The organism is Pseudomonas sp. B3G-3 (assembly GCF_028640915.1).
Classification (GTDB): Bacteria; Pseudomonadota; Gammaproteobacteria; order Pseudomonadales; family Pseudomonadaceae; genus Aquipseudomonas; species Aquipseudomonas chlororaphis_I.
Genome location: NZ_JAQZAB010000065.1, coordinates 250,619 through 273,880, shown reverse-complemented (window position 1 = coordinate 273,880; position 23,262 = coordinate 250,619). Strand labels below are relative to the sequence as shown.

Here is a 23,262-nt window from a genome sequence, read left to right as displayed (position 1 = left end):
CCGGCCTGTCACGCCGGGGGTCGCGGGTTCGAGTCCCGTCCGCTGCGCCATATTCGATGAGTTGGAACACTGAACGCCAGCTCATTACAGAAAGCCCGCTAACGCGGGCTTTTTGCTGTCTGGGGTATGCAAATACTCCCCAAAAAAGCGGCCTGCGGGCCGCTTTTTTCGTTTGTGGCTCACTGCTCGGCGTTGCGGCTGTGCCGGTAGTCGCTGACCGCTTCGTACACCGCCTTGCGCAGGCGGTTGATGCCGCCGATAGGGCGGTGCGCCTCCAGGCCGAACCAGGGGTTGAAGGACAGGTTGTCGCATTGCAGGTTCTGCTGCGGGGTATCGAAGTCCTGGGCGGGAATCCTGATCCGTGCCACGGTTTCGAAGGGCGCATCGCTTTCTCGCCATTCGATGCTGGTGTCTTCGATGGGCATGTAGTGGCTCGGGTCCTGGCGTTGCACCTGCAATACGAAGCAGGCCGGCACCCGGTCGGTCGACAGCTGCTGGTTCAGGGCGTTGCGCAGAAAGTTGGGCAGGGCCTGGTTCTGTGGGGGCAGGTTGTACGCCGGGCAGCTGTCCGGATCCGGTGCGACGCGGAACTTGGCGTTGGCACTGCCGAACTTGTAGGGCGAAACCGAAAAATAGCGGGTTTGCGTCGGGCTGGCCGGGGGCGGCGACAGGGTGGCCAAGGCGATGAACAGATGACGAACCTGCCAGGTGCGTGGGTCCCAGCCGGGGAAAAAGGCCCCGACCTTTTTTCCGTCCGCCTGCGCGGCGACATTCTGCCGATACTCGGCGACATCGCTGACGAAGAAGTTCGGATGGTTGAACATCACGAAATCCTGCTCGCCACGGCCCTGTTGCTCCTTCAATAGCTGGGTGCCGGGCACATTCAACAATTTGATCGCCATCCCGCGCGCATCACGAATGCTGTCGAACTGTGGATAAGCATTGCCGTTGGACAGCCGTACCATGGCTTGCCAGGTCTTGCCGGGTTCGGCGAACACGCCCTGGCGCAACGGCGGCGTCAGTTGCTCGAGCACCTGGACCTCGGCCTTTACGCAGCCGTGGGCCTTGGCGTGGGCGTCGCGCAGGTAACGGGTGTTATCCCGGTGCTGATCGACGATGCGCACGGCGGTCTGGATGATGTCCTGGGTCATGGCGGCTTCGCCGGGCGGGACCTGTTCTTCGGTCGAGACCGGCCCCTGGTAGCGCCAGATCGACCAGGCGCTGCTCAGCGCCCAGCCGAGCAGCGCGATCAGCCCCAGCAGCACAAGTGTCTTGAGCAGCAGCGCACCGATGCGCAGCCATAAGGTGATCAGCATGAAAGCGTCCTTTTGATGAGGGCCAGGGTCATGGCAGCTGCGCCTCCAGCGGCCCGCCCAGCACTTTCAGGTATTCCAGCAGCGCCCAGCGTTCCTCGGGTTGCAGCAGGCGGCCGATCACCCCGTCGCCACGCTTGCCCGAGCGGAACTCATGGCCGCTGTTGTGGTTGCCGCTGATCCGCGTATCGAACAGGAAACCGTTCTTGAACGGTTCGGTACGGTAGCCCAGGTGCTTTGGATCGTATTCGAAGGTGCCCTTATAGAAGGTGCTGGCGCGTTCGGCCTGAGGCGAGAGCAACTGGTACAGGCTGGGCACCGAACCGTTGTGCAGGAAGGGCGGGGTGGCCCATACCCCAGCCAGCGGCCGGGCCTTGTAGGCACGCAGTTCGCGGACACCGATCGGCAGGCCGTAGCCGTCGAGTCGCGGGCGTTCGGCCGGGGTCACCTGGGCGTCCCGATAGGCGCGTTCCTCGACGAAGGCCGTGACATAGGCCAGGCCCTTGGCCACGGACAGCTGACGCATGTCCAGCGGTTCGCCGGGCGTTGGGTGCAGCTCGACATTCGACTGGGCCAGCTCGGCGGCATCCCATTGCAGCGCGCTCAGGTCATAGCGCTGGTCGGCAATATTGTTGGCGGTATTGGGGTCGGTACCGATCACCGCAACCGGCAACATCTTCAGCTGCTGCACCGGGCGCCCGTTGACCTCGGTGACCGGCGGGACATGGCAACCCGCGCAGTTTTCCGCGAACAGTGCTCGCCCCTTGGCCGCCAGCGGCTTGTCGATGCTGCCGAACAGGCCTTCCGGCCAGGTCGGCGGTTTCAGCCGTTGCAGGGTTTCTTCGATGCGATTGAGGTCGCGCACCCGAACGCTCGACGGGTAGCGGGCATCGCCCTTGAGCGGCTGGCCCTGGGCATCGAAGAAATTCAGGGTGGCGCCGACGCCCAGCGCCTCGCCGATATTGCGGGCCATGGGTTGCTGGGCCGAGCCGTTCCACTGCACCCAGTCGAAGCTCCAGATGTCCCACAGCTGGGGGTAATCCACCGGCGCGTTGGCCACCCGATAGTTGTCCGGGGAGATGGCGTCGCCGAAGCTGGCGTTGGCGATCCGGCCAAAGGCATCGGTACGCCCGGGGCCTTCTTCGGTGGGGTAGAGGCCACGATGCGTGTCGTTCCAGGCGACGCGCAGGAAGGTGTCCAGCGATGCCTTGAAGTCCTTGCGCAGCTGTTCATGCTCGGCGTCGTAATTCTGGCCCAGCACGTTGCGGGCGAACCGTTCGAATTTCCACGGGTTGTAATAGGTCGACGCCAGGCTGGCGACCAGCGCCTGGCCGAAGCTGCCGCCGCGCAAGGTCGGCACGCTGGAGGGCAGTACATGCTGCGCCGACCCGCCGTCGATCCGCAGGGCCTGCTGGTTGTAGCGCAGCTCGCCGGTGTGGCAGGCGGCGCAGGTGATGTCCAGGTACTGTTGCGGGCTGCCTGGGTTCTGATGACGGGTGAAGCCGACCGGCATGTTCGCCGGGTTATCGGCGCTGGCCTGCTGCGCCGGATCCACCAGGAAGCCGAAGCGGGCCAGGTAATGCGGGGCGGCGAAGCGTTGCGTGGAGAAGGGCAGTTCCAGGGCGGCGAACCACTCATAGCGCAAGCCTTTCACCTGAGTGCCCTGGGGCGTGAAGTAATAGGTCTGGCGGTCGGCGGCGCTCCATTGATCCTGATAATGCACCTGCCGGGCGGGCACATAGTCGGGTAATTTCGGATTGGCCACGTAATACAGGACCACGGCCAGGGCGACGCCGATCAGGGCGAGGATCAGCAGCAAAACACGGGATAAGAGCCGCAAGATAAACATCCTTGTCGAGTTGTGGCTCTCTTATGCCTCAGGGCAAACTGCCGGGCAAGTGGCCATTACGTCCGGTGTCATGACTTTGTGTTCGAGGCGTTCTTTCCCGCACTCGTAGTATTGGCTGGCGAAATGCTTTTAAACACGTGAACTTATCGGACTAATCCGGCTCTCATGCCGGTAGCCATTGGTCGTGGCCGCCTGATAAGCTCGCGGCTTTACTCGAATGCCCTTTAGGCGCATGAACAAGGAAATAGCATGAAACAGCATCGGTTAGCGGCGGCGGTAGCCCTGGTTAGCCTGGTACTCGCGGGTTGTGACTCGCAGACCAGCGTGGAGCTGAAAACCCCGGCGCAGAAAGCTTCCTATGGTATCGGCCTGAACATGGGTAAAAGCCTTGCCCAGGAAGGTATGGATGACCTGGATTCCAAAGCGGTAGCCCAGGGCATCGAAGATGCCATCGGCAAGAAAGAACAGAAGCTGAAAGACGACGAACTGGTCGAAGCCTTCGCCGCGCTGCAAAAGCGTGCTGAAGAGCGCATGGCCAAGATCAGCGAAGAGTCGGCAGCAGCCGGCAAGAAATTCCTCGAAGAAAACGGCAAGAAGGTTGGCGTGACCACTACCGCCTCGGGCCTGCAGTACGAAGTGCTGAAGAAGGCCGATGGCGCCCAGCCTAAGCCGACCGACGTGGTGACTGTTCACTACACCGGCACCCTGACCAACGGCACTGTGTTCGACAGCTCGGTCGAGCGCGGCAGCCCGATCGATCTGCCGGTCAGCGGCGTGATTCCGGGCTGGGTCGAAGGCCTGCAACTGATGCACGTCGGCGAGAAGTACAAACTGTACATCCCGAGCGATCTGGCCTACGGCGCACAGAGCCCGAGCCCGGCCATTCCGGCCAACTCAGTGCTGGTGTTCGAGCTGGAACTGCTGGGTATCAAGGATCCAGCGAAACAAGACGACGCCAAGTAATCTTCGTCTGGTTCAATGACAACGCCCCGTCCTTACGGGGCGTTGTCGTATCTGGTCGTTGGTCCGGGAAAAAATGCGAACCCACGGCATAAGGCATAGTCTTAACAAGACGCGCTGCGGCTAGCCGCATGAAGCTGCCAAGTCAATGAAATTATGGGTTTTTTTATGTGAGTAAAAAACGCCCGATCTGAGCCGAGCCCTTGTAAAACGGGGCTTTCAGCTGTGAAAAGCGGCTCTGTTCACAAGGTTATCCACAATTTGTGTGGATAACATTTCAGTGGGAGTGACGATGAAAGCACCCTGGAATTTCGCCCGCTTCCTGCCCCTGGCCGGCCGCTTGCTCAGCCGTGGCCGGCTGCCGACCCTGTTGTTCGCCGTGGCCAGCAAAGGCGCCTTGCAAGGCGGCCGTCTCGGCAAGCTCAAGGACGATCTGCGCCTGCTGCAGGCCCTGTGCCTGGCTTACTGGCGTGGCGAGTACCGCGCCATCAGCCCCAAGGCGCTGCTGTCGGTGGTCGCGGGCCTGATGTACTTCCTCAGTCCGCTGGATGCCATCCCGGACTTCCTGCCCATGTTCGGCATGCTCGATGATATCGCTGTGCTGGCCTGGATCATGAAAACCCTGGACGGCGAACTCAGCGCCTTCCGCGCCTGGCGCAATCGCCAGCAACCGGAGAAGCTGGCGGTGGTGGAGCGTTTGCCCGACACCCCGGAACAACTGCAATTGGAAGGTCCGAAGAAAAACTGAGGTGAATTCGGATCCATACAACGATGCCCCCGCGACCTTAGTGACTGTTAGGATTACACTTCATAAGGAAAAGTCCGACTCGTTATGTGTCGTCCTACGGGGTAGTAATGGATATTCAGATAATTGCACGCGATGGCGAGCCCGAGTATGCGGTGCTGCCATGGGCTCAGTATCAGGCTTTGCTAAAGGCCGCAGGTATCACCGATCAATCTCCGCGAGAGGCCAGGGGACCTGTCGCGACCGCAGCCGACCAGCCACTTCCGGGTCTGGATCAACTCCGCAGTTTGCGTGAAACCAAGGGCATCGCCATCGAGGCGCTTGCCCGTACGGTAGGTATCAGTCCGTCATATCTGGCCATGATTGAAAGCGGTGAGCGTCAACCGGACGCCGCTATACGCCGTAGCCTGGCCTGGGAATTGACGGTTCCGGGTTGGAGGGATGAATCGTGAGCGTAAGGATCAGTCGTCAACATTGGGATGGCCTGTTGGGGGAACTCGACCAGGCCCGTCGGCAACGCCATCTTTTGACCTATCGCGCTCTGCTTGAGCGCTTGCAGCTACCCAGCCCCGCCATGCAGACCCTGACAGCGGCCCTCGAGCATCTGGCCGCGCTGGATGCGCGTGCGGAGCAGCCGTTGCGCAGTTCGCTGGTGATCAGCCAGGGGGCGAGCCGTTTGCCGCGCACCGGTTTTTTCGAGTGTGTGGAGCGCCTCGGGCGTTTTTCCGGGCCTTCCGACGGGGTGGCGGCCGCCTCATGGCATGCCTCGGAAGTGGTTCGTGTATTCGAGTACGAATACCCTGAGTCGGCGGAGGCCTGAGTGTACTGGCGCCTCAAGGCGCGGGCCGGCTACTGGCTGGCCCGCCGGTTGTTTCATTGGCCCTGGTTTGTGCGGCAACCCCGGGGCTGGCACTGGCTGGAGGGGCAACTGGCGCGCATGGCGAACCTGGGGGACGTCGGCGCGCAGAGCTTTTATGGCCATATCCTGACCTTTCGTGGCCAGGGCCTGGGGGCCCGTGAAGAGGGCATACGCCTGTTGCGTCTTGCCGGCTTGGCCGGGGACGCCAAGGCGGCCTATCAGATGGGCGTCATCAGCCTGGCCGGTTCATCCAGCAAGGCGGCGGATGCGGTGGAAGCCGCCCGTTGGTGGACCCTGGCGGCGAAGGCCGGGCACCCCTTGGCCGAGGTCAAGCTGGCGCAGCTGAATCCGTCGAGTACGCCGGATCCGCTAGCCGGTCCGCGCCAGCCGTAAAGCCGCCGGCCACCTGGCGGCTGTCGATCACATGAATGCTGTAGCCCGGCACGTTCTTGGCGTGGTGCTTGGCTTGCGAGGCCAGTTCGGCCAGCTGGCTGGCATCGAGTTGTCCACAGGCCTGTGGATACAGATGCACCACGCCAATGGACAGTGACAGCAAGGCGAACTCCTGGCGAATGCCCTGGCGGTTCGGGGCGATGAAGCAGCCGGCTTCCAGGTGTTCGCTGCGATAGAAGCGCCGGCACTGGCTGTGGAAATCGTCCAGCAGCTGGTTCAGGCGCTTTTGCCAGTCCTCGGGGCCCAATACCAAGAGAAAGTCGTCGCCGCCGATATGGCCGACGAAATCGCGGCTGGGGTCCACCCGGTCATTCAGGCACTGCGCCAGACACAGCAGCACTTCATCGCCACGGCCGTAGCCATAGATATCGTTGAAGGGCTTGAAGCTGTCGATATCCACGTAACAGATCAGTGATTCCCGCCCTTGTTGCAGCAGGTGGGTCAGGCACTGCTGGATCGGCACGTTGCCAGGCAGCAGGGTCAACGGGTTGGCATAACGCGCCTGCTGGATCTTCAGTTCGGTTATCAGCTTGAGCACATCGATCACCCGTCCCAGGCCCAGGTAGCCGCCGTTGAGGGTGATGATGAAATCCTCCTCGATCCGTTGCCGCGCGCGGCTGGTGATCAGGCGGCTGACCTGTTGCAGCGACTGGCTGAGCTCCACCGCGAGGAAGTCGTCGTTCATCAGGCGGCTGATGGGCTTGCGGGCAAACAGGTCGGTGGCGAAGGGCTTGAGCAGGGCGTCGGACAACGAATGGCGGTGCACGATGCCGCAGGGCTGGCCCTGTTCATCGAGCACCGCCAGCGAATTGAGGTTGGCCTGGCGGCGGAAGGCTTCCAGCACCGTGGCGGTCGGTATGTCGCGTGCTACCGCTGGTTGTTCGTTGAGCAGGGCACTGAGGTCGCTGCCTTCGTCGTTGAGCGTCGCGGGAGTGCTTTCGCGCTTGGGCAGCAGGTTGCGGCCATCGCGGGGCGGGTGCTCCTGGGGACGGCAGAGCAGGTAACCCTGCAGCAGGTCCACGCCCATTTCCGTGAGCACCGCCAGCTCTTCCGCCACTTCGATGCCCTCGGCGATCACCTGGGCGCGGGAGGCCTTGGCAATTTGCAGGATCGAACCGACGAACTCGCGCTTGAGGGCATCCTGGTGAATGCCGTCGATAAAGTGCCGGTCGATCTTCACGTAGTCCGGGCGCAGCTCGGACCACAGGCGCAGGCTCGAATAACCGGCGCCGAGGTCGTCCAGCGCGATCGAGAACCCCATGTCCCGATAGTGATGCAGCGCATCGTGCAGCAGCTGGAAGTCATCGATCGGCGTCTGTTCGGTGAGTTCGATCACCACCTGGCTCGGCGGGATACCGAAGTCCTGCAGCAATTGCAGGGTGCGCCCTGGCTGGTGGGCGGCTTCCAGCAGCGATTCCGGAGAGACGTTGAGAAACAGCTTGCCGGGCAACCGCTGCTCGCTGAAGCCCTTGCAGGCGCTCTGGCGGCAGGCGATTTCCAACTCGCTGAGGCGTCCGACCTGGCGGGCCACGGCAAACAGGGCGACAGGGGAGTGCAGCGGGCTGTTGGACGGGCCGCGGGTCAAGGCTTCGTAGCCGAGAATGCGCCGCTCGGAGAGACAGATGATCGGCTGGAACAGACTGTGCAAACCGCTTTGAGCCAGGATTGAGCTCAAGGCACTCAGCTGTTCGGTCGTGGTCATGGCGATCTCTGTCGATAAAAAAAGGACCGGGCGTGCCCTTGATTCAAGAGCAGCGCCCGGTCCTTTATTTCACGACAGAATGATGACTGTTTGATGACGCTCCGAGGAGCGTCAGCATTAAATTGCCATCATCTCAGTGCTTGGCTACCGCGGTGTTGAGCTTCAGGTAATCGAGGAGGATTCGCCCGGTTTCGCTCAGGTAAGCATCGTCTTCCGGCTTGGTCTTGTCCGGATCGGCGGCCGCGATGGCGTCTTCGTCTTCTTTCTTCAACTCCTTGAGCGGCTCTTCACCCTTGGCCTTGCGGCGGATGTTTTCCAGCGTCAGCTGCTTGGCCTCGATGTCGGCATGCTGCGCCCGACGCTCGGCTTCGTTGAGGCTGACAGTTTTTTCCGCCATCAGCTTCTTGGCCAGGGCCAGCTTGTCGCGGATGAAGACGAATTCGGCGTCCTTGGCCGAGCGTACGTCATGCTCGGATTTCAGCTGCGCGAGGAATGGCTTGAACGGATCCACCGCCGGCTTGATGGCCGGGCGAATGGTGTCCCACGGCATGGCTTCGGGCAGGGCGCTTTCGCCGATTTCCTTGGTGTCGATGATCGACGGGTAATCGATGTCCGGCAGCACGCCCTGATGCTGGGTGCTCTGCCCGGAAACCCGGTAGAACTTGGCCAGGGTCAGTTTCAGCTCGCCATGGTTGAGCGGCTGGATGGTCTGCACGGTGCCTTTGCCGAAGGTCTGGCCACCGATGATCAGCGCACGGTGATAGTCCTGCATCGCACCGGCGAAAATCTCCGAGGCCGAAGCCGAGAGACGGTTGACCAGCAGCGCCATCGGCCCTTTGTAGAAGGCACCAGGGTTTTCGTCTTCGAGCACGTCGACCCGGCCGTCGGCGTTACGCACCAGCACGGTAGGGCCCTTGTCGATGAACAGGCTGGTCAGCTCGGTGGCTTCCTGCAGGGAGCCGCCGCCGTTGTTGCGCAGGTCGATGACCACGCCGTCGACCTTGTCTTTCTGCAACTCGGTCAGCAGCTTCTTCACGTCACGGGTGGTGCTCTTGTAGTCCGGATCGCCGGCACGGAAGGCCTTGAAGTCCAGGTAGAAGGCCGGGATCTCGATGACCCCGAGCTTGTAGTCCTTGCCATCCTGCTTGAGGTTGAGGATCGACTTCTTCGCCGCCTGCTCCTCCAGCTTCACCGCTTCGCGGGTGATGGAGACGATCTTGCTGGTCTGGTCGTTCGGCGCGTTGCTCGCCGGGATGATTTCCAGGCGCACCACCGAGCCTTTCGGACCGCGGATCAGCTTGACCACTTCGTCCAGGCGCCAGCCGACCACGTCGACCATTTCCTTGTCGCCCTGGGCCACGCCGATGATCTTGTCCGCCGGAGCCACCTGCTTGGTCTTGTCCGCCGGGCCGGCCGGCACCAGGCGCACGACCTTGACCTGGTCGTTGTCGCTCTGCAATACGGCGCCGATGCCTTCCAGCGACAGGCTCATGTTGATGTCGAAGTTCTCCGCGTTATCCGGCGACAGATAGTTGGTGTGCGGGTCGTAGGACATGGCGAAGGTGTTGATGTACGCCTGGAAGATATCTTCGGCGCGGGTCTGGTCCAGGCGGGCGAGCTGATTCTTGTAGCGCTTGGTCAGCGTTTCCTGAATCTGCTTGGGTTCCTTGCCAGCGATCTTCATGCGCAGGACTTCGTCCTTGACGCGCTTGCGCCACAGGTCGTCGAGTTCCGCGGTGGTCTTGAGCCAAGGCGCGTCCTTGCGATCGATCAGCAAGGATTCCTTGGTAGTGAAGTCGAATTTGTCGACGCCTTTGCCCAGCTCGGCCAGGGCGAAGTCCAGACGCGCCTTGACGCGGTCCAGGTAGCGCTTGTAGATGATGAAGCCGGCGTTCAGGTCACCGCTTTTCAGGAAGTCGTCGAACTGGGTTTTCCACTTGTCGAATTCCGCGATGTCACTGGCCATGAAGTAGCTGCGCGACGGGTCCAGCAGCTTCAGGTAGCTGTCATAGATGATCGCCGAGCGCGCGTCGTCCAGCGGTGGCTTGCTGTAGTGATGACGCTTGAGCAGCTCGACGACATTGAGGCTGGCAATTACCTCGTCGCGATCCGGCTGAAGTTTGTCCCAGCTATTGGCTGCGAACGTATTGGTCGACATCGGCAGCAGACCGAGACCAATGAAAAGAGCGAGGGCGGTGCTGGGGAACAAATGCTTCATGCTGATTCGACGCGGGGGCAATTGATAACGCATATTAGGCCGTCTTTGAAGTCGCCGGTTCCACAAGGGCCGGTCGCATAATGCAAAAAGCCCGGTGCTACAGCTCCGGGCTCAGTCCAGACTCACTATGGAGGCACTGTGAAAGCATTGCAAGGCGTTGAAGGTCATGTGGAGTGGGTTGAAGAGCCAAGTCCGACGTGCGACGTAGGACAAGTGCGAATCCGCGTGGCGGCCGCAGGGTTGAACCGGGCCGACCTGTTGCAACGGGCCGGGCTCTATCCGCCGCCACCGGGCGCCAGCAAGGTGCTGGGCCTGGAGTGCTCGGGCGTGATCAGCGAGGTCGGGCCGGGTTCGGCGTGGCAGGTCGGCGATCGGGTCTGCGCGCTGCTGGCCGGGGGCGGCATGGCCGAGGAAGTGGTGGTCGACGCCCGTCATGTCCTGCCGGTGCCGGAAGGACTGTCCCTGGCGGAGGCGGCGGCGCTGCCGGAGGTGTACAGCACCGCCTGGCTGAACCTGTTCCAGCTGGCGGCCCTCAAACCGGGGGAAAAGGTGTTGCTGCACGCTGGCGCCAGCGGCGTCGGTTCGGCCGCGATCCAGTTGTGCAAGGCATTCGGCAACCCGTGCTGGGTCAGCGTCGGTTCCGCCGATCGCCTGGCCTACTGTGAGGCACTGGGCGCCCAGGGCGGCGTGGTGCGCACCGATGGCCTGGAAGGGCTGCGGGATTTCGGGCCGTTCGATGTGATCCTGGATCCGGTCGGCGCCAACTATGCGGCGCACAACGTCAAGCTGCTGGCCCTGGACGGGCGCTGGGTGCTGATCGGGCTGATGGGCGGGCGCGAGGCCCAACTGGACCTGGCGCAGATCCTCGGCAAGCGCATCCAGTTGCTGGGCTCGACCCTGCGCAGCCGCAACGAACAGTTCAAGGCCGATCTGTTCAGCGACCTCAGCCAGCATGTGTGGCCGCTGTTCGCCGAAGGACGTTTGAGCCCGCAACTGGCCATGACCTTCCCGATCAAGGACGCCGAGGCGGCCTTTGCCGAGCTGGCGACCAACCAGGTGTCGGGCAAGCTGGTGCTGCTGATCGACGAAACGTTGGTCTGATCCTGTAGCCGCTGCCGCAGGCTGCGATCGCCCACAACGTGGGCGCAAGATCTGAAGATCGCTGAAGCCCTTCGGGCTTATCGCAGCCTGCGGCAGCGGCTTACAGTGGCGCTTATTTCCACTGGTGAATCGGCCAGCCGGCCTTTTCCGCGTGTTCGCGCAGCACCGGGTCCGGGTTGACCACGTGCGGGTAATCGACCTTCAGCAGCAACGGCAAATCGTTGCGCGAATCGGAATAGAAGCTCGCGCCCTCGAGGTTTTCTTCTTCGGCATCCAGCCATTCCAGCAGGCGGGTGACCTTGCCTTCGCGGTAGGTCAGGGTGCCCAGGGTATTACCGCTGTAGACCCCGTGCAGCACCTCCAGCTCGATCCCCAGGACTTCATCGATGCCCAGGCGTTCGGCGATGGGCTGGACCAGATGAGTGCCCGAGGCCGAGATCACCAGGATCCGGTCGCCGGCCTTGCGGTGTGCGGCGATGGCCTTGCAGGCGTCGCTGAAAATGATCGGCTCGATCACGTCCTCGACCCAGGGGCCGACCAGGTGCCCGACCTCTTCCGGGGTGCGGCCGGCCATCGGCTCCAGGCTGAAGGCCATGAACTCCTCCATGGCCAGCTTGCCGTGGCTGTAGGCGTCCATCAGTTCATTGTTGCGGCGCATGAAAGACTCGCTGTCGACCCAGCCCAGGCGCCCCATCTGTTCGCTCCAGAGGGTGGCGCAGTCGCCGTGGATCAGGGTCTCGTCCAGATCAAAAATTGCCAGGGCCATTAGTGCAGTTCTCTCCGAGAACAGCTTCAAGCTATAAGCTTCAAGCTGCAAGAATTGGTTTTAGGTGCTTAGCAGTCTATCTATAACTTGAAGCTCGCTGCTTGAAGCTTATCGCTGCCGTCAAGCTACCTCACAGAGGGCCGCGGGATCGATGGAAAGGGCCAGGCGTTGACCGTCGGGGTGCAGATCGTCCGGCGAGCGGTTCAATACATCCACCACCAGCTCCACGCCACGGGCCTCGACCCGGTAGCGGATCACGTTGCCCAGCAGGCTGTGGCTGCGGATCTGCGCGTCGGGTTCGCCGTCCTTGCGCAGTTCGATGGCTTCGGGGCGTATCGCGATACGCCCGTTGATCGGCCGCTGCAACAGCTTGCTGGCGCTTTCGGCGTCCAGCAGGTTGTAGTTGCCGATGAAGCCCGCAGCGAACACATCCACCGGGGCGGTGTAGAGCGTCTCGGCGTCACCGCTCTGGACGATCTTGCCCTGGTTCATCAGGAAGATGCGGTCGGACATGGTCAGGGCTTCTTCCTGGTCGTGGGTGACGAAAATCGTGGTCAGCCCCAGTTCGCGCTGGATCTGCCGGATCTGCTCGCGCAGGTGCTTGCGGATCCGTGCGTCCAGCGCCGACAGCGGCTCGTCCAGCAGCAACAGGCGCGGGCGGGTCACCAGCGAGCGGGCCAGGGCTACGCGCTGGCACTGGCCCCCGGACAGTTGATGGGGATAACGGCTGGCGAAGTCGTGCAGCTCCACCAGGCGCAGGACTTCGAGCACGCGCTTGTGGCTCTCGTCGGCGTTGACCTTCTGCATGCGCAGGCCGAAAGCCACGTTCTGTTCCACGGTCATGTTGGGGAACAGCGCATAGCTCTGGAACACCATGCCGATCCCGCGTTTCTGCGGGCTCAGGGGCACGATGTCGTGGCCGTCGAGGAGGATCTTGCCGGCGTCCACTGGGGTCAGGCCGGCGATGCAGCGCAGCAGGGTGGACTTGCCGCAGCCGGAGGGGCCGAGCAGGGTGACGAATTCGCCCTTGTGGATTTCGCAGTTGATGTCGCTGAACACCGGGGTGCCACTGTAATTTTTCTGCAGATGTTGGACGCTGACGAAGCTCATTGGCTTTTGTCCTTGTTCAAGATGTTGGCGGCCCAGGTCAGAACCAGCACAAAGAAGAAGTAGGAAATCACCAGCGCGCTGGTGAAGTGGCCGCTGCTGTTGCGCATGTTGTTCAGGTAGACCTGTAGGGTTTCATAGCGGGTGCCCACCAGGATGTTGGCGAACACGAATTCGCCGAACAGGAACGAGAACGACAGCAACAGGGCCACCATCAGGCCCTTGCGCAGGTTCGGCAGCACCACCAGGAAAGCCGCCTGCCAGGTGCTGGCGCCCAGCAGCTGGGCAGCGTCCATCAGGTCGCGCAGGTTGATCGCCTGCAGGTTGTTGGTGATCGCCCGGTACATGAAGGGCAGGGCCACGGTGAAGTAGCAGCCGACGAGAATCCACGGCGTGCCAACCATGGCGAACGGCCCTGAACCGTAGAGTTGCAGCAGGCCCACCGAGGACACCACCGGCGGCACCGCGAACGGCAGCAGGATCAGGATGTTCATCAGCGCATCGAGCCGTGGGAAGTGGTAGTGCACCACGAACAGCAGTGGCAGGATCAGCACCACCGACAGGATCAGGGCGCCGACGCAGACCAGCAGCGACTGGCCGAAAGCGTGCAGGAAGCGCGGGTCGCTCCACAGCTGGATGTACCACTTGAAGGTAAAGCCGCTGGGCAGGATGGTCGCCGACCAACTGCTGGCGATGGAGTAGACCAGGGTCCCGGCCAGCGGCAGCAGGAGGATGGCGAACAGCAGGTACACCACGAGCCGGTGATAGAGGGCGGCGGAGCCGGGTTCAGCGCGAGACATGGTAGCTCCTCTTCAACAGCAGCTGATGGACGATGGTCACCAGGGTCATCAGCGCCACCAGGACCACGGCCAGGGCACTGGCCATGTTCGGGTCCAGGGAGATGTCGCCGGAAACCATGGCGGCGATGCGGATCGGCAGCACGTTGAAGTTGCCGGTGGTCAGCGCATAGACCGTGGCATAGGCGCCCAGGGCATTGGCCAGCAGGATGACGAAGGTCCCCAGCAGCGCCGGGGTCAGCACCGGCAGGCCGATGTGGCGCCAGAACTGCCAGCCGCTGGCGCCGAGTAAGGCCGCGGACTCGCGCCAGTCTTCGCGCAGGGCGTCGAAGGCCGGGTAGAGCAGCAGCACGCCGAGGGGGATCTGGAAGTAGGTGTAAAGGATGATCAGGCCGGTCTTGGAGTACAGGTTGAAGTCCTGAATGATCCCCGCCTGCTTGAGCATGATGGTGATGCTGCCGTTGAAGCCCAGCAGGATGATGAAGGCGAACGCCAGGGGCACGCCGGCGAAGTTGCTGGTCATGTTGGCGAAGGCGTTGACGAAGTTGCGCAGCTTCGAGTCGACCCGGCGCAGCGAGTAGCTGCCGAGAATCGCGATGACGATACCGAACAGGCTCGACCAGAAGCTGATTTCCAGGCTGTATTGGATGGCTTGCAGATAGAACCTGGAACTGAAGATCTTGTTGAAGTTGGCCAGGCCCCAGCCGAACTCTTCCGATTGCAGGCTGTTGACCAGCACCCAGAGCAGCGGGGCGATCTGGAACACGATGAAGAACAGGGCAAAGGGCAAGAGGCACAGGATCGCCAGCCATTTGCCGCGGGTGAATGCATTCACTTCAGCAACTCCCGGCATACAGGTTTGTCGTGGGGCGCGCCGAGCAATTCGCAGATGGTGCCGCACAGCTCGGTCTGATCCGGGGTGGCGACGGGGCTGAAGCTGAACGCATCGCCGAGGACGAACAGCGGCACTTCCCGCTCTTCGGGTAACAGGCCGTTGTGGGAACGGTCGTTGTTCATGCCGTGGTCGGCCGTCACCAGCACCTGGTAGCCGGCGTCGAGCCAGCCTTGCAGGTAGTCGGCGAGGAGGATGTCGGCCGAGCGTGCGCTGTTGCGGTATTGCGGGCTGTCGAGGCCATGCTTGTGCCCGGCATCGTCGATGTTCATCGGGTGCACCAGCAGAAAGTTCGGCGCATGGCGCAGCCGCAGGTGCTCGGCATCGGCGAACAGATGGGAATCGGGATAGTGGTCGTTCCAGTAGAAATGCCCGTGCTGGATCGGCAGCTTCTTGTTGTCGGTATGCCGGTCCCGGGCTGGCTCGAACGGTGAGCGGTTGTACAGCTCGCTGACCCAGTGATAGGCCGCGGCGGCGGTGCTGAGCCCGGCGGCGCTGGCATAGTGGAAAATGCTGCGCTGGTTGGACAGGCGCGAGACGTTGTTGTGTACGATACCGCTGTCCAGCGGCGGCACCCCGGTCAGGATGCATTCGTAGAGCGGTCGGGACAGGGCCGGCAGTTCACATTCCAGCTTGTACAGCGCGGCGCGTCCTGCGCCGACGTAGGCCTGAAGGTGTCCCATGGCATGGCGGGCGACCTCGTGGTTGAGGCCGTCGAGCACGACAAGGATGACGTTGTGTGGCATGGGGGAGGACTCCGCAAGACAACCAGGTGCCTGTAGGAGCGAGCTTGCTCGCGATGGCGTCTCTGCGGTTCCAGGGCAGACCGCAGTGCCTGGATCGCGAGCAAGCTCGCTCCTACAGATGCAGCATTACTGCATGTTGATGATCACTTCTTCCTGCCATTTCTGTGGCAGGGCCTTGGAGGTCTTCTCCCAGGCATCGGCGTCCTTGATCGGCGTGACTTTCTTGTACTGCTCGTTGGGCAGCAGGTTGGCCTGGACTTCGGCGGGCAGGGTCAGGTGCTCGGCGCGGATCGGACGCGCATTGCCGCGTGCCAGGTTGATCTGCCCGGCATCGCTGAAGATGTATTCACGGGTCAGCTTGGCTGCGTTCGGGTGCTTGGCGTATTTGTTGATGATAGTGGTGTAGCCGGATATCACCGAGCCGTCCGACGGGATCAGCACGATGTAGTCGTCCTTGTTGACCATCTTGTTGCGGTAGCTCAGGCCGTTGAAGTCCCAGACCACGCCGACTTCCACTTCACCCTTTTCCATGGTGGCGATGGTCGGGTTGGCCAGCGACAGGCGCCCTTGCTTGGCGATCTCGGCGAACATCAGCAGGGCGGGCTGGATGTTCTTTTCATCGCCGCCCTTGGCGATGGCCGCGGCCAGCACGCCGTTGGCGGCCTGGGCGGCGGTGCTTACGTCGCCGATGGAGACCTTGTATTTGCCTTTCTCCAGGTCGGCCCAGCTTTTCGGCGCTTCGGAACCGTGCAGCAGCTTCTTGTTGATGATGAAGGCGATGGTGCCGGTATAGGCCAGCGCCCAGTTGCCGTCCTTGTCCTTGGCCCAGTCCGGGACCTGGTCCCAGGTGCTTGGCTTGTAAGGCTGGACCACGCCCTGCTTGACCGCGATCGGGCCGAAGGCCGCGCCGACGTCGCCGATGTCGGCGCTGGCGTTGTCTTTCTCGGCGGCGAACTTGGCGATCTCCTGGGCCGAACTCATGTCGGTGTCGATGTGCTTGAGGCCGTAGTTCTTGGCCAGGTCTTCCCAGGTCCCTTTCCAGTTGGCCCAGTCGTCGGGCATGCCGACGCTGTTGACGGCGCCTTCGGCTTTCGCCGCGGCTTCCAGGGTCTTCAAGTCGGTATCAGCGGCCATGGCGGCGGTGCACAGGGCGATGGTCGAGCCTAACAGTGATGCCAGGAAAAGCTGTTTCATCCGAAGCTCCTTTGGGCGTGTTCAACGCTGTGTTTGTCTAACGTTGTTGGTCTAGGTCAGCAATACCTGAGCCAATTTAAGCCGGCTGGATGACACTTTAATGTCGGCATCAGTCCTGCAAGGCATTCGCGGGCGGCAGGTGCGGGGCTGCGAGATAAGCGTAGACCAAGGCTAAACGGCTGATATGAAAGGACTTGGCCAGCCAATTGCAGGCGTCTGGCACAGCCGTTGGGCGGCTTTGTCATCTGTCAGTCATATGCATTGCCTAGGCTCTCGGTGAAGGCTGAGTGCCTTTTTTCCTGGCACGTTTTGCCCTGAAACAGTGCTGGTCTAGTCCAGATAGGTAACGTTGATGCGCGAAGAGGCAGTCAAGGCGGTGACAGCCATTGGGCAGGTCCTGCAGGAACAGATCGATCACGGGTTGTTGGCGCCCGGTAGCAAGCTGCCGGCCGAGCGCAAGCTCAGCGAGTTGTTCGGTACTACCCGGATTACCGTGCGCGAAGCCTTGTTGCAGCTGGAGGCCCAGGGCCAGATCTATCGCGAGGAGCGACGCGGCTGGTTCGTCTCGCCACCGCGCCTGGCCTACAACCTGATGCAGCGCAGCCACTTTCACGCGATGGTCAGTGCCCAGGGACGGGTGCCGTCGACCGAGATGATCTCGGCTCGCCTGCAACCGGCTTCATCGGCGGTCTGTGCCTGGCTGCAGCTGCCGGCGCTGTCCAGCGTGATCCAGATCCGTCGGGTACGGCGCATCGACGAGCGCCTGGTGCTGTATGTGGAGCACTACCTCAATCCGCAGTACTTTCCGGGCATCCTCGAATTCGACCTGAACCAGTCGATCACCGAGCTGTACGCGCGGCACTACGACCTGCATTACGGTCGGGTGCGTTTCGAGATCGTGCCGACTTCCTTGCCGGTGGAAGCCGCGGCGGCGCTGAAGGTGTCGGCGGGCAGTCCCGGGCTGCGGATCGCCCGGGTCAATTACGACCAGCACCAACGGCTGATCGACTGCGACCTGGAGTTCTGGCGCCACGATGCGATCCATGTCGGCGTCGATGTGGTCTGAGCCCGCTCCCGTTGCAGGAGCGGGCTTGCTCGCGATGACGCCAGGAGCGTTTCAATCCTTAGGGTTTGGCCCCGGCGAACAGATAATCGGTGGTCAATGACGCCAGGGTACGCACGCCCACCAGCAGCGCCGATTCATCGACAAAGAACCCCGGGTTGTGGTTCGGCGCGGCCTTGGCCATGTCCTGGTCCCGTGGCGTCACGCCGAGGAACACGAACAGCCCCGGCGCCTCCTTGGCATAGAAGGAAAAGTCTTCCGCGCCTCCCACCAACGGGCCCTGCACCACATCGTCCTTGGCCGCCCAGCGCAGGCTCGGCAGCATTTTCTCGGTCAGGGCCGGGTCGTTGATGGTCGGGTCGTACTTCTCGATGATGCTCACCTCGGCCTTGGCGCCACCGCTTTCGGCGATCTTTTCCACGGTCTGGCGCACATCGCTGTGCAGCTTCTGGCGGATGCCATAGTCGTAGGAGCGGATGGTGCCGGTCATGTCCAGCGACTCGGGGATGATGTTGTAGCGCGTGCCGCCGTTGATGGTGCCGATGCTGACCACCGATGGGAACGACGAGATATCGGTGCGCCGGCTGACCACGGTTTGCAACCCGACGACGGTCTGGGCGCCGACCGTGATCGGGTCGATGCCGTCCCAGGGGCGGCCGGCGTGGGTCTGCTTGCCGAGGATCCTGATACGCAGGTCGTCGGAGCTGGCCAGGGTCGGGCCCGGGCGATAGGCGATGCGCCCGGCCGGAATCCCGGCCCAGACATGCAGGCCGAACACCGCGTCCGGCTTGGGCGATTTCATGACGCCTTCCTGCACCATCATCTTCGCGCCCCAGGTGTTCTTGCCGTCGGGGACGAAATCGCTCGGGCCTTCTTCGGCGGGCTGGAAATAGAACACCACGGTGCCGGGCAGGCGCTCGCGCATGTCGCTGAGGATTTTCGCCGTGCTCAGCAGGATGGCGGTGTGGGCGTCGTGGCCGCAGGCGTGCATGACGTCCACTTCCTTGTCCAGGTAGCGCCCCTTGGCCTTGGAGGCGAACGGCAGGTCCGCGACTTCCTTGACCGGTAGCGCGTCCATATCGGCGCGCAGGGCCACGGTCGGGCCGGGCAGGGCGCCCTTGAGCACCGCCACCACGCCGGTACGGGCGACGCCGGTCTTGACCTCCAGGCCCAGGGCGCGCAATTGCGTGGCCACCAGTTCGGCGGTGCGCTGTTCGGTGTTGCCGAGTTCCGGATGGGCGTGGATATCGCGACGGGTTTCCAGCAGCGCCGGCTCCAGGGCCTTGGCCTGTTCGGCGATGTGCTGGCGTGCCTGTTCCATGGCGCTGTCGTCGACGGCGTTGGCGGCCTGGCTGGACAAGGCCAGGACGCCGATCAGGCAGGCTTGGGCGATAGCGGATAACTGCATAGGGACTCTCTCCATGATTATTGTTGTGCTGCTCAGGTGGCAAAACCTGTGACCGCCCCAACCGTGGAGAGTGCGGCCGCGCCCTTGCCAGTGCGCGGCCGGACGCCTTACTCCTCTTGCTGGGGCCCGCCGCCGGCGGTGATCACTTGCACGCTCATGCGTGGCGTGGCCAGGTCCATTCCGGCTTCGTCGAGGTGGCGCTTGAGGGACAGGTTGAAGGCCCGTGACACCTCCCATTGCTTGATCGGCGCGGTCTTGAAGCGGGCGCGCAGAATCGCGTTGCCGGACTCGAAGCTTTCCACCCCCTGGAACTCCAGCGGCGACCAGATATTGCGCCGTTGCAGCGGGTCGGTGCGCATCTTCTGGCCGACATCGCGCATCAGCTTGATGGCCTCGTCTATGTCCATGTTGTACGGAATGGCCACCCGGAAGATCGCGTAGCCGAACTCCCGGGAGTAGTTCTTGATGCTCTTGATTTCGCTGAACGGGATGGTGTGCACGATGCCGTCGATGTCCCGCAGGCGCACGGTGCGGATGGTCAGGCCTTCGACGGTACCCAGGTGGCCGCCGACGTCCACGTAGTCGTCGATGGCCAGGGAGTCCTCGATGATGATGAACAGGCCGGTGATCAGGTCGGCCACCAGCGACTGGGCGCCAAAACCGATGGCCAGGCCGATCACACCGGCACCGGCCAGCAGCGGCGTGACGTTCATGCCCATGTTCGCCAGGGCGACGATCAGGGCGATGATGAAGATCGCCACGAACAGCACGTTGCGGATCAGCGGCATCATGGTCTGCGCCCGGGCATTGGCCAGGCCTTTGCGCGAACGGGTCAGGGCGTGGTGCACCGCGGTATCGCTGAGGATCCAGATCAGCCAGGCGAACAGCAAGGTGCCGCCGAGGCTGAACAGCTTGACGCTGATTTCGTGGCCGTCGCCTTCGGTGAAGCGGATCAGCGACATGCCCCAGACCCGCAGGCCGAGTTCGATGAATACCAGCCATACCATCAGGTGGGCGAGGGTGTAGAAGAAGCCTTTCAGGCGCTCGGAGTACAGGGCGTGGCGCTTGTGCCCGCGCTGGGGCTTGAGGGAATGGCGGCGCACCAGGCCGTTGATCACCATGCATAGCACCAGCAGCACGGTGCAGATCAGCGACTGGCGCAGGGCAGTGCTGGTGTCGCCGGCGGAAATGAAGGTGGCGAACAGGGAGATGGCCACCAGCACCAGCGCTGGCAGGTACCAGAAGGTGCCGATGATCTCGATGGTGTCGCTCAGGGCGCGGCGGGTCAGGCGCCGGGACAGCGGCTGGTTGCGGATCAGGTGCGCGATCGGCCGCCGGAAACGCAGGATGAACACGCCGGTGGACAAGGCCGCCATGACATTGGCGAAGGTGGCCGCGGTGTGCGCCAGGTGGCTGCCCAGGCTGGCGATCAATCGTGGGTCGCTCAAGGCCTCGCCGAAGGCGGCGAAACTGCCGATCAGCCACAATGGGCGGAACGCCTGGCGGCGCAGAATGTACAGCGCGCGGTGACGGTTCGGACCGTCCAGCACGGAAAAGGCGATCACGCAGATCGCCGAGAAACAGGTGCCGACCACCAGCGCGTAAGCCAGGACCATGGCCAGGTCCTTGCCCAGGGACGACGGCAGTTTGTAGGTCATGTACACGGTCATGATCAGCGCGATCAGCCAGGGCCCCAGTTTGCGCAGGGCGAAGCGCAGCAGGTCCCAGGTCTTGGGGTGCTGCGGCAGTTCTTCGGTGAGGCCGAAACGCTCCCGCAGGCGGTGGCTGAGCCAGATCAGCGCCGCCGCCAGCAGGCTCCAGACCATCAGGATCAGGGCGAAGGCGAAGATGATCGGCAGCCATTCGCTGGCCGGCAGCATCAGGGCCGCCAGTTCATCCTGGGCTTGATCGAATTCGTTCGACCAGCGGGTGATCGGGCTGTCGGCGCCGGAGAACTGTTTTTCGAAGCTGGACAGGGTGCCGCCGATCAGGCCGAGCACGCCTTCTTCGGCGGGCGTCTGGGCTTTTTTCGTGGCGTCGCGGAGCTTTTTCAGGTCGGTCAGCAACTGGCTGCGTTGCTGGTCGTTTTCCAGGGATTTGATGACTTCGTCCAGCGACTGTCCCAGGGGCTGCTCGGCTTGTGGCTGGGTTTTACCGCTGTTGAGCAGGCCCGGCAGACCCACCGCCTGGGCCGATGACAGCGGCAATAGTGTCAGGAGACAGAGAAACAGGCAGTAGGGCAGAGCGGAAAGACGAGCGAACACTGGGCGGTCAACCTCAGAAAAAGCGGATCGACCGAGTGTACGAGGCAGCTAATACCAATGCGAGCCTGGACGGCGCATTTTATTCGGCGAGTTTGGCGAGGATCTTGTAGATCACGGTGCCAAGGATCAGCAGCATACCGGCCCACATGCTGAAGATGCCGGCATTCTTGTCGCGGAAGTTGTAGCCGATGGCCAGCAGGATCATCCCCGAGAGAATGGGAATGAGCATGGCGTGGAACGAAGACATCGAGATCATGGCGACAGCCTTGTCGGAGGGGATACTCACCAGTCTAGGTGGCTTTGGCGGAGTTCGGGTTGATGTGCATCAGAAATGCCTCGATGCCTGGATTTTCGCGTCTTGTAGGAGCGAAGCTTGCTCGCGATGGCGGCGACGCGGAGGTACTGGACGACCGCGTCATCGTTCATCGCGAGCAAGCTTCGCTCCTACAGAAGAGAGCTTACGGCAGGTCGCGGCTGGCGTAGAACGCGCTCAGTACCTTCACCAGATGCGCCAGGTCGTGGCTGCCACACAGTTCGCGGATCGAGTGCATGGCGAAGGTCGGCAGGCCGATATCCACGGTGCGCACGCCCAGGTGGCTGGCGGTGATCGGGCCGATGGTCGAGCCGCAGCCCATGTCGCTGCGCACCACGAAGCTTTGCACCGGCACTTCCTCGGCCATGCACAGATGGCGGAAGAAACCGGCGGTTTCGCTGTTGGTGGCGTAGCGCTGGTTGCTGTTGACCTTGATCACCGGGCCGGCATTGAGTTTCGGGCCGTGGTTGGCATCGTGCTTGTCGGCGTAGTTGGGGTGCACACCGTGGGCATTGTCGGCCGAGACCAGCAGCGACTTCTGGATGGTACGCACGAATTCGTCGCCTTCGGGCAGCAGGCGGCGCAGGGTCTGCTCGAGCATCGGGCCGTCGGCACCGCAGGCCGAGCAGGAGCCGACTTCTTCGTGGTCGTTGCAGACCAGCACGCAGGTTTCCTCGGTGTCGGCGTTGAGCAAGGCTTGCAGGCCGGCGTAGCAGGACAGCAGGTTGTCCAGGCGCGCGCCGGCGATGAAGTCGCCGTGCAGGCCGATCACCGCGGCGCTTTGGGTGTCGTAGAAGCTCAGCTCGTAATCGAGCACCACATCGGCGTTCAGGCCGTGTTCGCGGGCCAACTGGTCGGTCAGCACCGCGCGGAAGTCGACCCGCTCGTCGCCGGCGAATTGCGCGAGGATCGGCGGCAACTCGGTCTGGGCATTGATGGCCCAGCCCTGGTTGGCTTCGCGATTGAGGTGAATGGCCAGGTTGGGGATGATCGCGATGGGCGCCTTGAAGTCGATCAGCTGGCTTTCGACCTTGCCGTCGCGACGGAAGGTGACGCGGCCGGCCAGCGACAGGTCGCGGTCGAACCAGGGCGCCAGCAAGGCGCCGCCGTAGACTTCCACGCCCAGTTGCCAGAAGCCCTGGCGTTGCAGCTCCGGTTGCGGCTTGACCCGCAGGCACGGGCTGTCGGTGTGCGCGCCGACCATGCGGATCCCGCCTTGCAGGGGCGAATGCCGACCCAGCTTGACGGCCACGATGGAGGAGTCATTGCGGGTGACGTAGTAGCGACCGTTGGCTTCGGTGGTCCACGGCTCGCGCTCGTCGAGACGCTGGTAGCCCGCGGCCTCCAGGCGTTGAACGAGGCTGGCGGTTGCATGGAAAGGGGTAGGGGAGGCCTTGAGGAAGTCGATCAGGCCCTGGTTCAACTCTTCGCGCATAAGTAACTCCAGACAGCAGTGGCGCGAGTTTACCGTATCGGCTCGCGGCGTTGCAGGCGCAATGCCGTTGAGGGAGA

Annotated in this window: 21 protein-coding genes; 7 read left to right on the top strand and 14 right to left on the bottom strand. The window is 62.8% G+C overall.

The window, feature by feature from the left end:
- Positions 1-179 precede the first annotated feature (179 nt).
- Both PVZ80_RS06235 and PVZ80_RS06230 read right to left on the bottom strand, forming a co-directional pair.
- Positions 180-1,316, bottom strand: coding sequence for a catalase family protein (locus tag PVZ80_RS06235; protein WP_101283159.1), 1,137 nt, complete (start codon positions 1,314-1,316; stop codon positions 180-182).
- Between the two features lie 28 nt (positions 1,317-1,344).
- Complete coding sequence (locus PVZ80_RS06230; protein ID WP_273863531.1) at positions 1,345-3,153, bottom strand: di-heme-cytochrome C peroxidase; 1,809 nt, start codon at positions 3,151-3,153, stop codon at positions 1,345-1,347.
- Between the two features lie 258 nt (positions 3,154-3,411).
- On the opposite strand from PVZ80_RS06230, the gene PVZ80_RS06225 reads away from it, so the two are divergent.
- The 5 genes from PVZ80_RS06225 to PVZ80_RS06205 all read left to right on the top strand — a co-directional run bounded on the left by PVZ80_RS06225 (position 3,412) and on the right by PVZ80_RS06205 (position 6,119).
- A complete protein-coding gene (locus tag PVZ80_RS06225) occupies positions 3,412-4,125 on the top strand; it encodes an FKBP-type peptidyl-prolyl cis-trans isomerase (protein ID WP_198919237.1) in 714 nt (237 codons plus the stop codon).
- A gap of 289 nt (positions 4,126-4,414) precedes the next feature.
- Complete coding sequence (locus PVZ80_RS06220; RefSeq protein ID WP_007927824.1) at positions 4,415-4,870, top strand: YkvA family protein; 456 nt, start codon at positions 4,415-4,417, stop codon at positions 4,868-4,870.
- Positions 4,871-4,977: 107 nt separating this feature from the next.
- Positions 4,978-5,319, top strand: coding sequence for a helix-turn-helix domain-containing protein (locus tag PVZ80_RS06215; protein WP_028683112.1), 342 nt, complete (start codon positions 4,978-4,980; stop codon positions 5,317-5,319).
- Positions 5,316-5,687 (top strand): hypothetical protein, encoded by a 372-nt coding sequence (locus PVZ80_RS06210; protein ID WP_003179080.1) that lies wholly within the window; start codon positions 5,316-5,318, stop codon positions 5,685-5,687. Before PVZ80_RS06215 ends, PVZ80_RS06210 begins: the two co-directional genes overlap by 4 nt.
- Positions 5,688-6,119 carry a sel1 repeat family protein gene (locus tag PVZ80_RS06205; RefSeq protein WP_016704403.1) on the top strand — a complete coding sequence of 144 codons (432 nt, stop codon included), beginning with the start codon at positions 5,688-5,690 and terminating at the stop codon, positions 6,117-6,119.
- On the opposite strand, the gene PVZ80_RS06200 is transcribed toward PVZ80_RS06205, so the two are convergent.
- Both PVZ80_RS06200 and PVZ80_RS06195 read right to left on the bottom strand, forming a co-directional pair.
- Positions 6,055-7,881, bottom strand: a complete 1,827-nt coding sequence (locus tag PVZ80_RS06200; RefSeq protein WP_009050234.1) for a bifunctional diguanylate cyclase/phosphodiesterase — start codon at positions 7,879-7,881, stop codon at positions 6,055-6,057. The two genes, PVZ80_RS06205 and PVZ80_RS06200, sit on opposite strands and share 65 nt — an antisense overlap.
- A gap of 133 nt (positions 7,882-8,014) precedes the next feature.
- Positions 8,015-10,099, bottom strand: coding sequence for a carboxy terminal-processing peptidase (locus tag PVZ80_RS06195; protein ID WP_164485204.1), 2,085 nt, complete (start codon positions 10,097-10,099; stop codon positions 8,015-8,017).
- A 138-nt stretch (positions 10,100-10,237) separates the two neighbouring features.
- On the opposite strand from PVZ80_RS06195, the gene PVZ80_RS06190 reads away from it, so the two are divergent.
- Entirely contained in the window at positions 10,238-11,200 is a 963-nt protein-coding gene (locus PVZ80_RS06190) for a zinc-binding dehydrogenase (RefSeq protein ID WP_009050232.1), read from the top strand.
- Between the two features lie 112 nt (positions 11,201-11,312).
- On the opposite strand, the gene PVZ80_RS06185 is transcribed toward PVZ80_RS06190, so the two are convergent.
- The 6 genes from PVZ80_RS06185 to PVZ80_RS06160 all read right to left on the bottom strand — a co-directional run bounded on the left by PVZ80_RS06185 (position 11,313) and on the right by PVZ80_RS06160 (position 16,702).
- Positions 11,313-11,966: an HAD family hydrolase gene (locus PVZ80_RS06185; RefSeq protein WP_009045076.1), complete on the bottom strand. Its 654-nt coding sequence runs from the start codon at positions 11,964-11,966 to the stop codon at positions 11,313-11,315.
- A gap of 120 nt (positions 11,967-12,086) precedes the next feature.
- The gene (locus PVZ80_RS06180) at positions 12,087-13,076 is read right to left on the bottom strand and encodes an ABC transporter ATP-binding protein (RefSeq protein WP_016704401.1); all 990 of its coding nucleotides are present in this window, start codon (positions 13,074-13,076) and stop codon (positions 12,087-12,089) included.
- Entirely contained in the window at positions 13,073-13,873 is an 801-nt protein-coding gene (locus PVZ80_RS06175; protein ID WP_009050230.1) for an ABC transporter permease, read from the bottom strand. The genes PVZ80_RS06180 and PVZ80_RS06175 overlap by 4 nt, the downstream gene beginning before the upstream one ends.
- Positions 13,860-14,723, bottom strand: a complete 864-nt coding sequence (locus PVZ80_RS06170) for an ABC transporter permease (RefSeq protein WP_164485203.1) — start codon at positions 14,721-14,723, stop codon at positions 13,860-13,862. Before PVZ80_RS06170 ends, PVZ80_RS06175 begins: the two co-directional genes overlap by 14 nt.
- Complete coding sequence (locus tag PVZ80_RS06165) at positions 14,702-15,508, bottom strand: alkaline phosphatase family protein (RefSeq protein ID WP_016704398.1); 807 nt, start codon at positions 15,506-15,508, stop codon at positions 14,702-14,704. Before PVZ80_RS06165 ends, PVZ80_RS06170 begins: the two co-directional genes overlap by 22 nt.
- Positions 15,509-15,634: 126 nt before the next feature.
- Complete coding sequence (locus PVZ80_RS06160; RefSeq protein WP_180922271.1) at positions 15,635-16,702, bottom strand: ABC transporter substrate-binding protein; 1,068 nt, start codon at positions 16,700-16,702, stop codon at positions 15,635-15,637.
- Positions 16,703-17,054: 352 nt separating this feature from the next.
- Here PVZ80_RS06160 and phnR point away from each other — a divergent pair, with 352 nt between their 5' ends.
- Positions 17,055-17,768 (top strand): phosphonate utilization transcriptional regulator PhnR, encoded by a 714-nt coding sequence (gene phnR, locus PVZ80_RS06155; RefSeq protein ID WP_273863530.1) that lies wholly within the window; start codon positions 17,055-17,057, stop codon positions 17,766-17,768.
- 58 nt (positions 17,769-17,826) lie between these two features.
- Here the strand turns inward: phnR and PVZ80_RS06150 are convergent, their stop codons facing one another.
- The 4 genes from PVZ80_RS06150 to PVZ80_RS06135 all read right to left on the bottom strand — a co-directional run bounded on the left by PVZ80_RS06150 (position 17,827) and on the right by PVZ80_RS06135 (position 23,185).
- Complete coding sequence (locus tag PVZ80_RS06150; RefSeq protein WP_124314212.1) at positions 17,827-19,173, bottom strand: amidohydrolase; 1,347 nt, start codon at positions 19,171-19,173, stop codon at positions 17,827-17,829.
- 107 nt (positions 19,174-19,280) lie between these two features.
- The gene (locus PVZ80_RS06145) at positions 19,281-21,437 is read right to left on the bottom strand and encodes a mechanosensitive ion channel family protein (protein WP_029527109.1); all 2,157 of its coding nucleotides are present in this window, start codon (positions 21,435-21,437) and stop codon (positions 19,281-19,283) included.
- Positions 21,438-21,516: 79 nt separating this feature from the next.
- The gene (locus PVZ80_RS06140) at positions 21,517-21,693 is read right to left on the bottom strand and encodes a hypothetical protein (protein WP_007927853.1); all 177 of its coding nucleotides are present in this window, start codon (positions 21,691-21,693) and stop codon (positions 21,517-21,519) included.
- Positions 21,694-21,895: 202 nt separating this feature from the next.
- Positions 21,896-23,185 (bottom strand): M18 family aminopeptidase, encoded by a 1,290-nt coding sequence (locus PVZ80_RS06135; protein WP_007928670.1) that lies wholly within the window; start codon positions 23,183-23,185, stop codon positions 21,896-21,898.
- Positions 23,186-23,262 lie beyond the last annotated feature (77 nt).

What these genes read in the sequence shown, in the direction of transcription:
- PVZ80_RS06235 (WP_101283159.1), bottom strand. Translation starts at nt 1,316, where the DNA reads ATGCTGATCACCTTATGGCTGCGCATCGGTGCGCTGCTGCTCAAGACA.
- PVZ80_RS06225 (WP_198919237.1), top strand. Translation starts at nt 3,412, where the DNA reads ATGAAACAGCATCGGTTAGCGGCGGCGGTAGCCCTGGTTAGCCTGGTA.
- PVZ80_RS06220 (WP_007927824.1), top strand. Translation starts at nt 4,415, where the DNA reads ATGAAAGCACCCTGGAATTTCGCCCGCTTCCTGCCCCTGGCCGGCCGC.
- PVZ80_RS06215 (WP_028683112.1), top strand. Translation starts at nt 4,978, where the DNA reads ATGGATATTCAGATAATTGCACGCGATGGCGAGCCCGAGTATGCGGTG.
- PVZ80_RS06200 (WP_009050234.1), bottom strand. Translation starts at nt 7,881, where the DNA reads ATGACCACGACCGAACAGCTGAGTGCCTTGAGCTCAATCCTGGCTCAA.
- PVZ80_RS06195 (WP_164485204.1), bottom strand. Translation starts at nt 10,099, where the DNA reads ATGAAGCATTTGTTCCCCAGCACCGCCCTCGCTCTTTTCATTGGTCTC.
- PVZ80_RS06185 (WP_009045076.1), bottom strand. Translation starts at nt 11,966, where the DNA reads ATGGCCCTGGCAATTTTTGATCTGGACGAGACCCTGATCCACGGCGAC.
- PVZ80_RS06180 (WP_016704401.1), bottom strand. Translation starts at nt 13,076, where the DNA reads ATGAGCTTCGTCAGCGTCCAACATCTGCAGAAAAATTACAGTGGCACC.
- PVZ80_RS06175 (WP_009050230.1), bottom strand. Translation starts at nt 13,873, where the DNA reads ATGTCTCGCGCTGAACCCGGCTCCGCCGCCCTCTATCACCGGCTCGTG.
- PVZ80_RS06170 (WP_164485203.1), bottom strand. Translation starts at nt 14,723, where the DNA reads ATGCCGGGAGTTGCTGAAGTGAATGCATTCACCCGCGGCAAATGGCTG.
- PVZ80_RS06165 (WP_016704398.1), bottom strand. Translation starts at nt 15,508, where the DNA reads ATGCCACACAACGTCATCCTTGTCGTGCTCGACGGCCTCAACCACGAG.
- PVZ80_RS06160 (WP_180922271.1), bottom strand. Translation starts at nt 16,702, where the DNA reads ATGAAACAGCTTTTCCTGGCATCACTGTTAGGCTCGACCATCGCCCTG.
- phnR (WP_273863530.1), top strand. Translation starts at nt 17,055, where the DNA reads ATGCGCGAAGAGGCAGTCAAGGCGGTGACAGCCATTGGGCAGGTCCTG.
- PVZ80_RS06150 (WP_124314212.1), bottom strand. Translation starts at nt 19,173, where the DNA reads ATGCAGTTATCCGCTATCGCCCAAGCCTGCCTGATCGGCGTCCTGGCC.
- PVZ80_RS06140 (WP_007927853.1), bottom strand. Translation starts at nt 21,693, where the DNA reads ATGATCTCGATGTCTTCGTTCCACGCCATGCTCATTCCCATTCTCTCG.
- PVZ80_RS06135 (WP_007928670.1), bottom strand. Translation starts at nt 23,185, where the DNA reads ATGCGCGAAGAGTTGAACCAGGGCCTGATCGACTTCCTCAAGGCCTCC.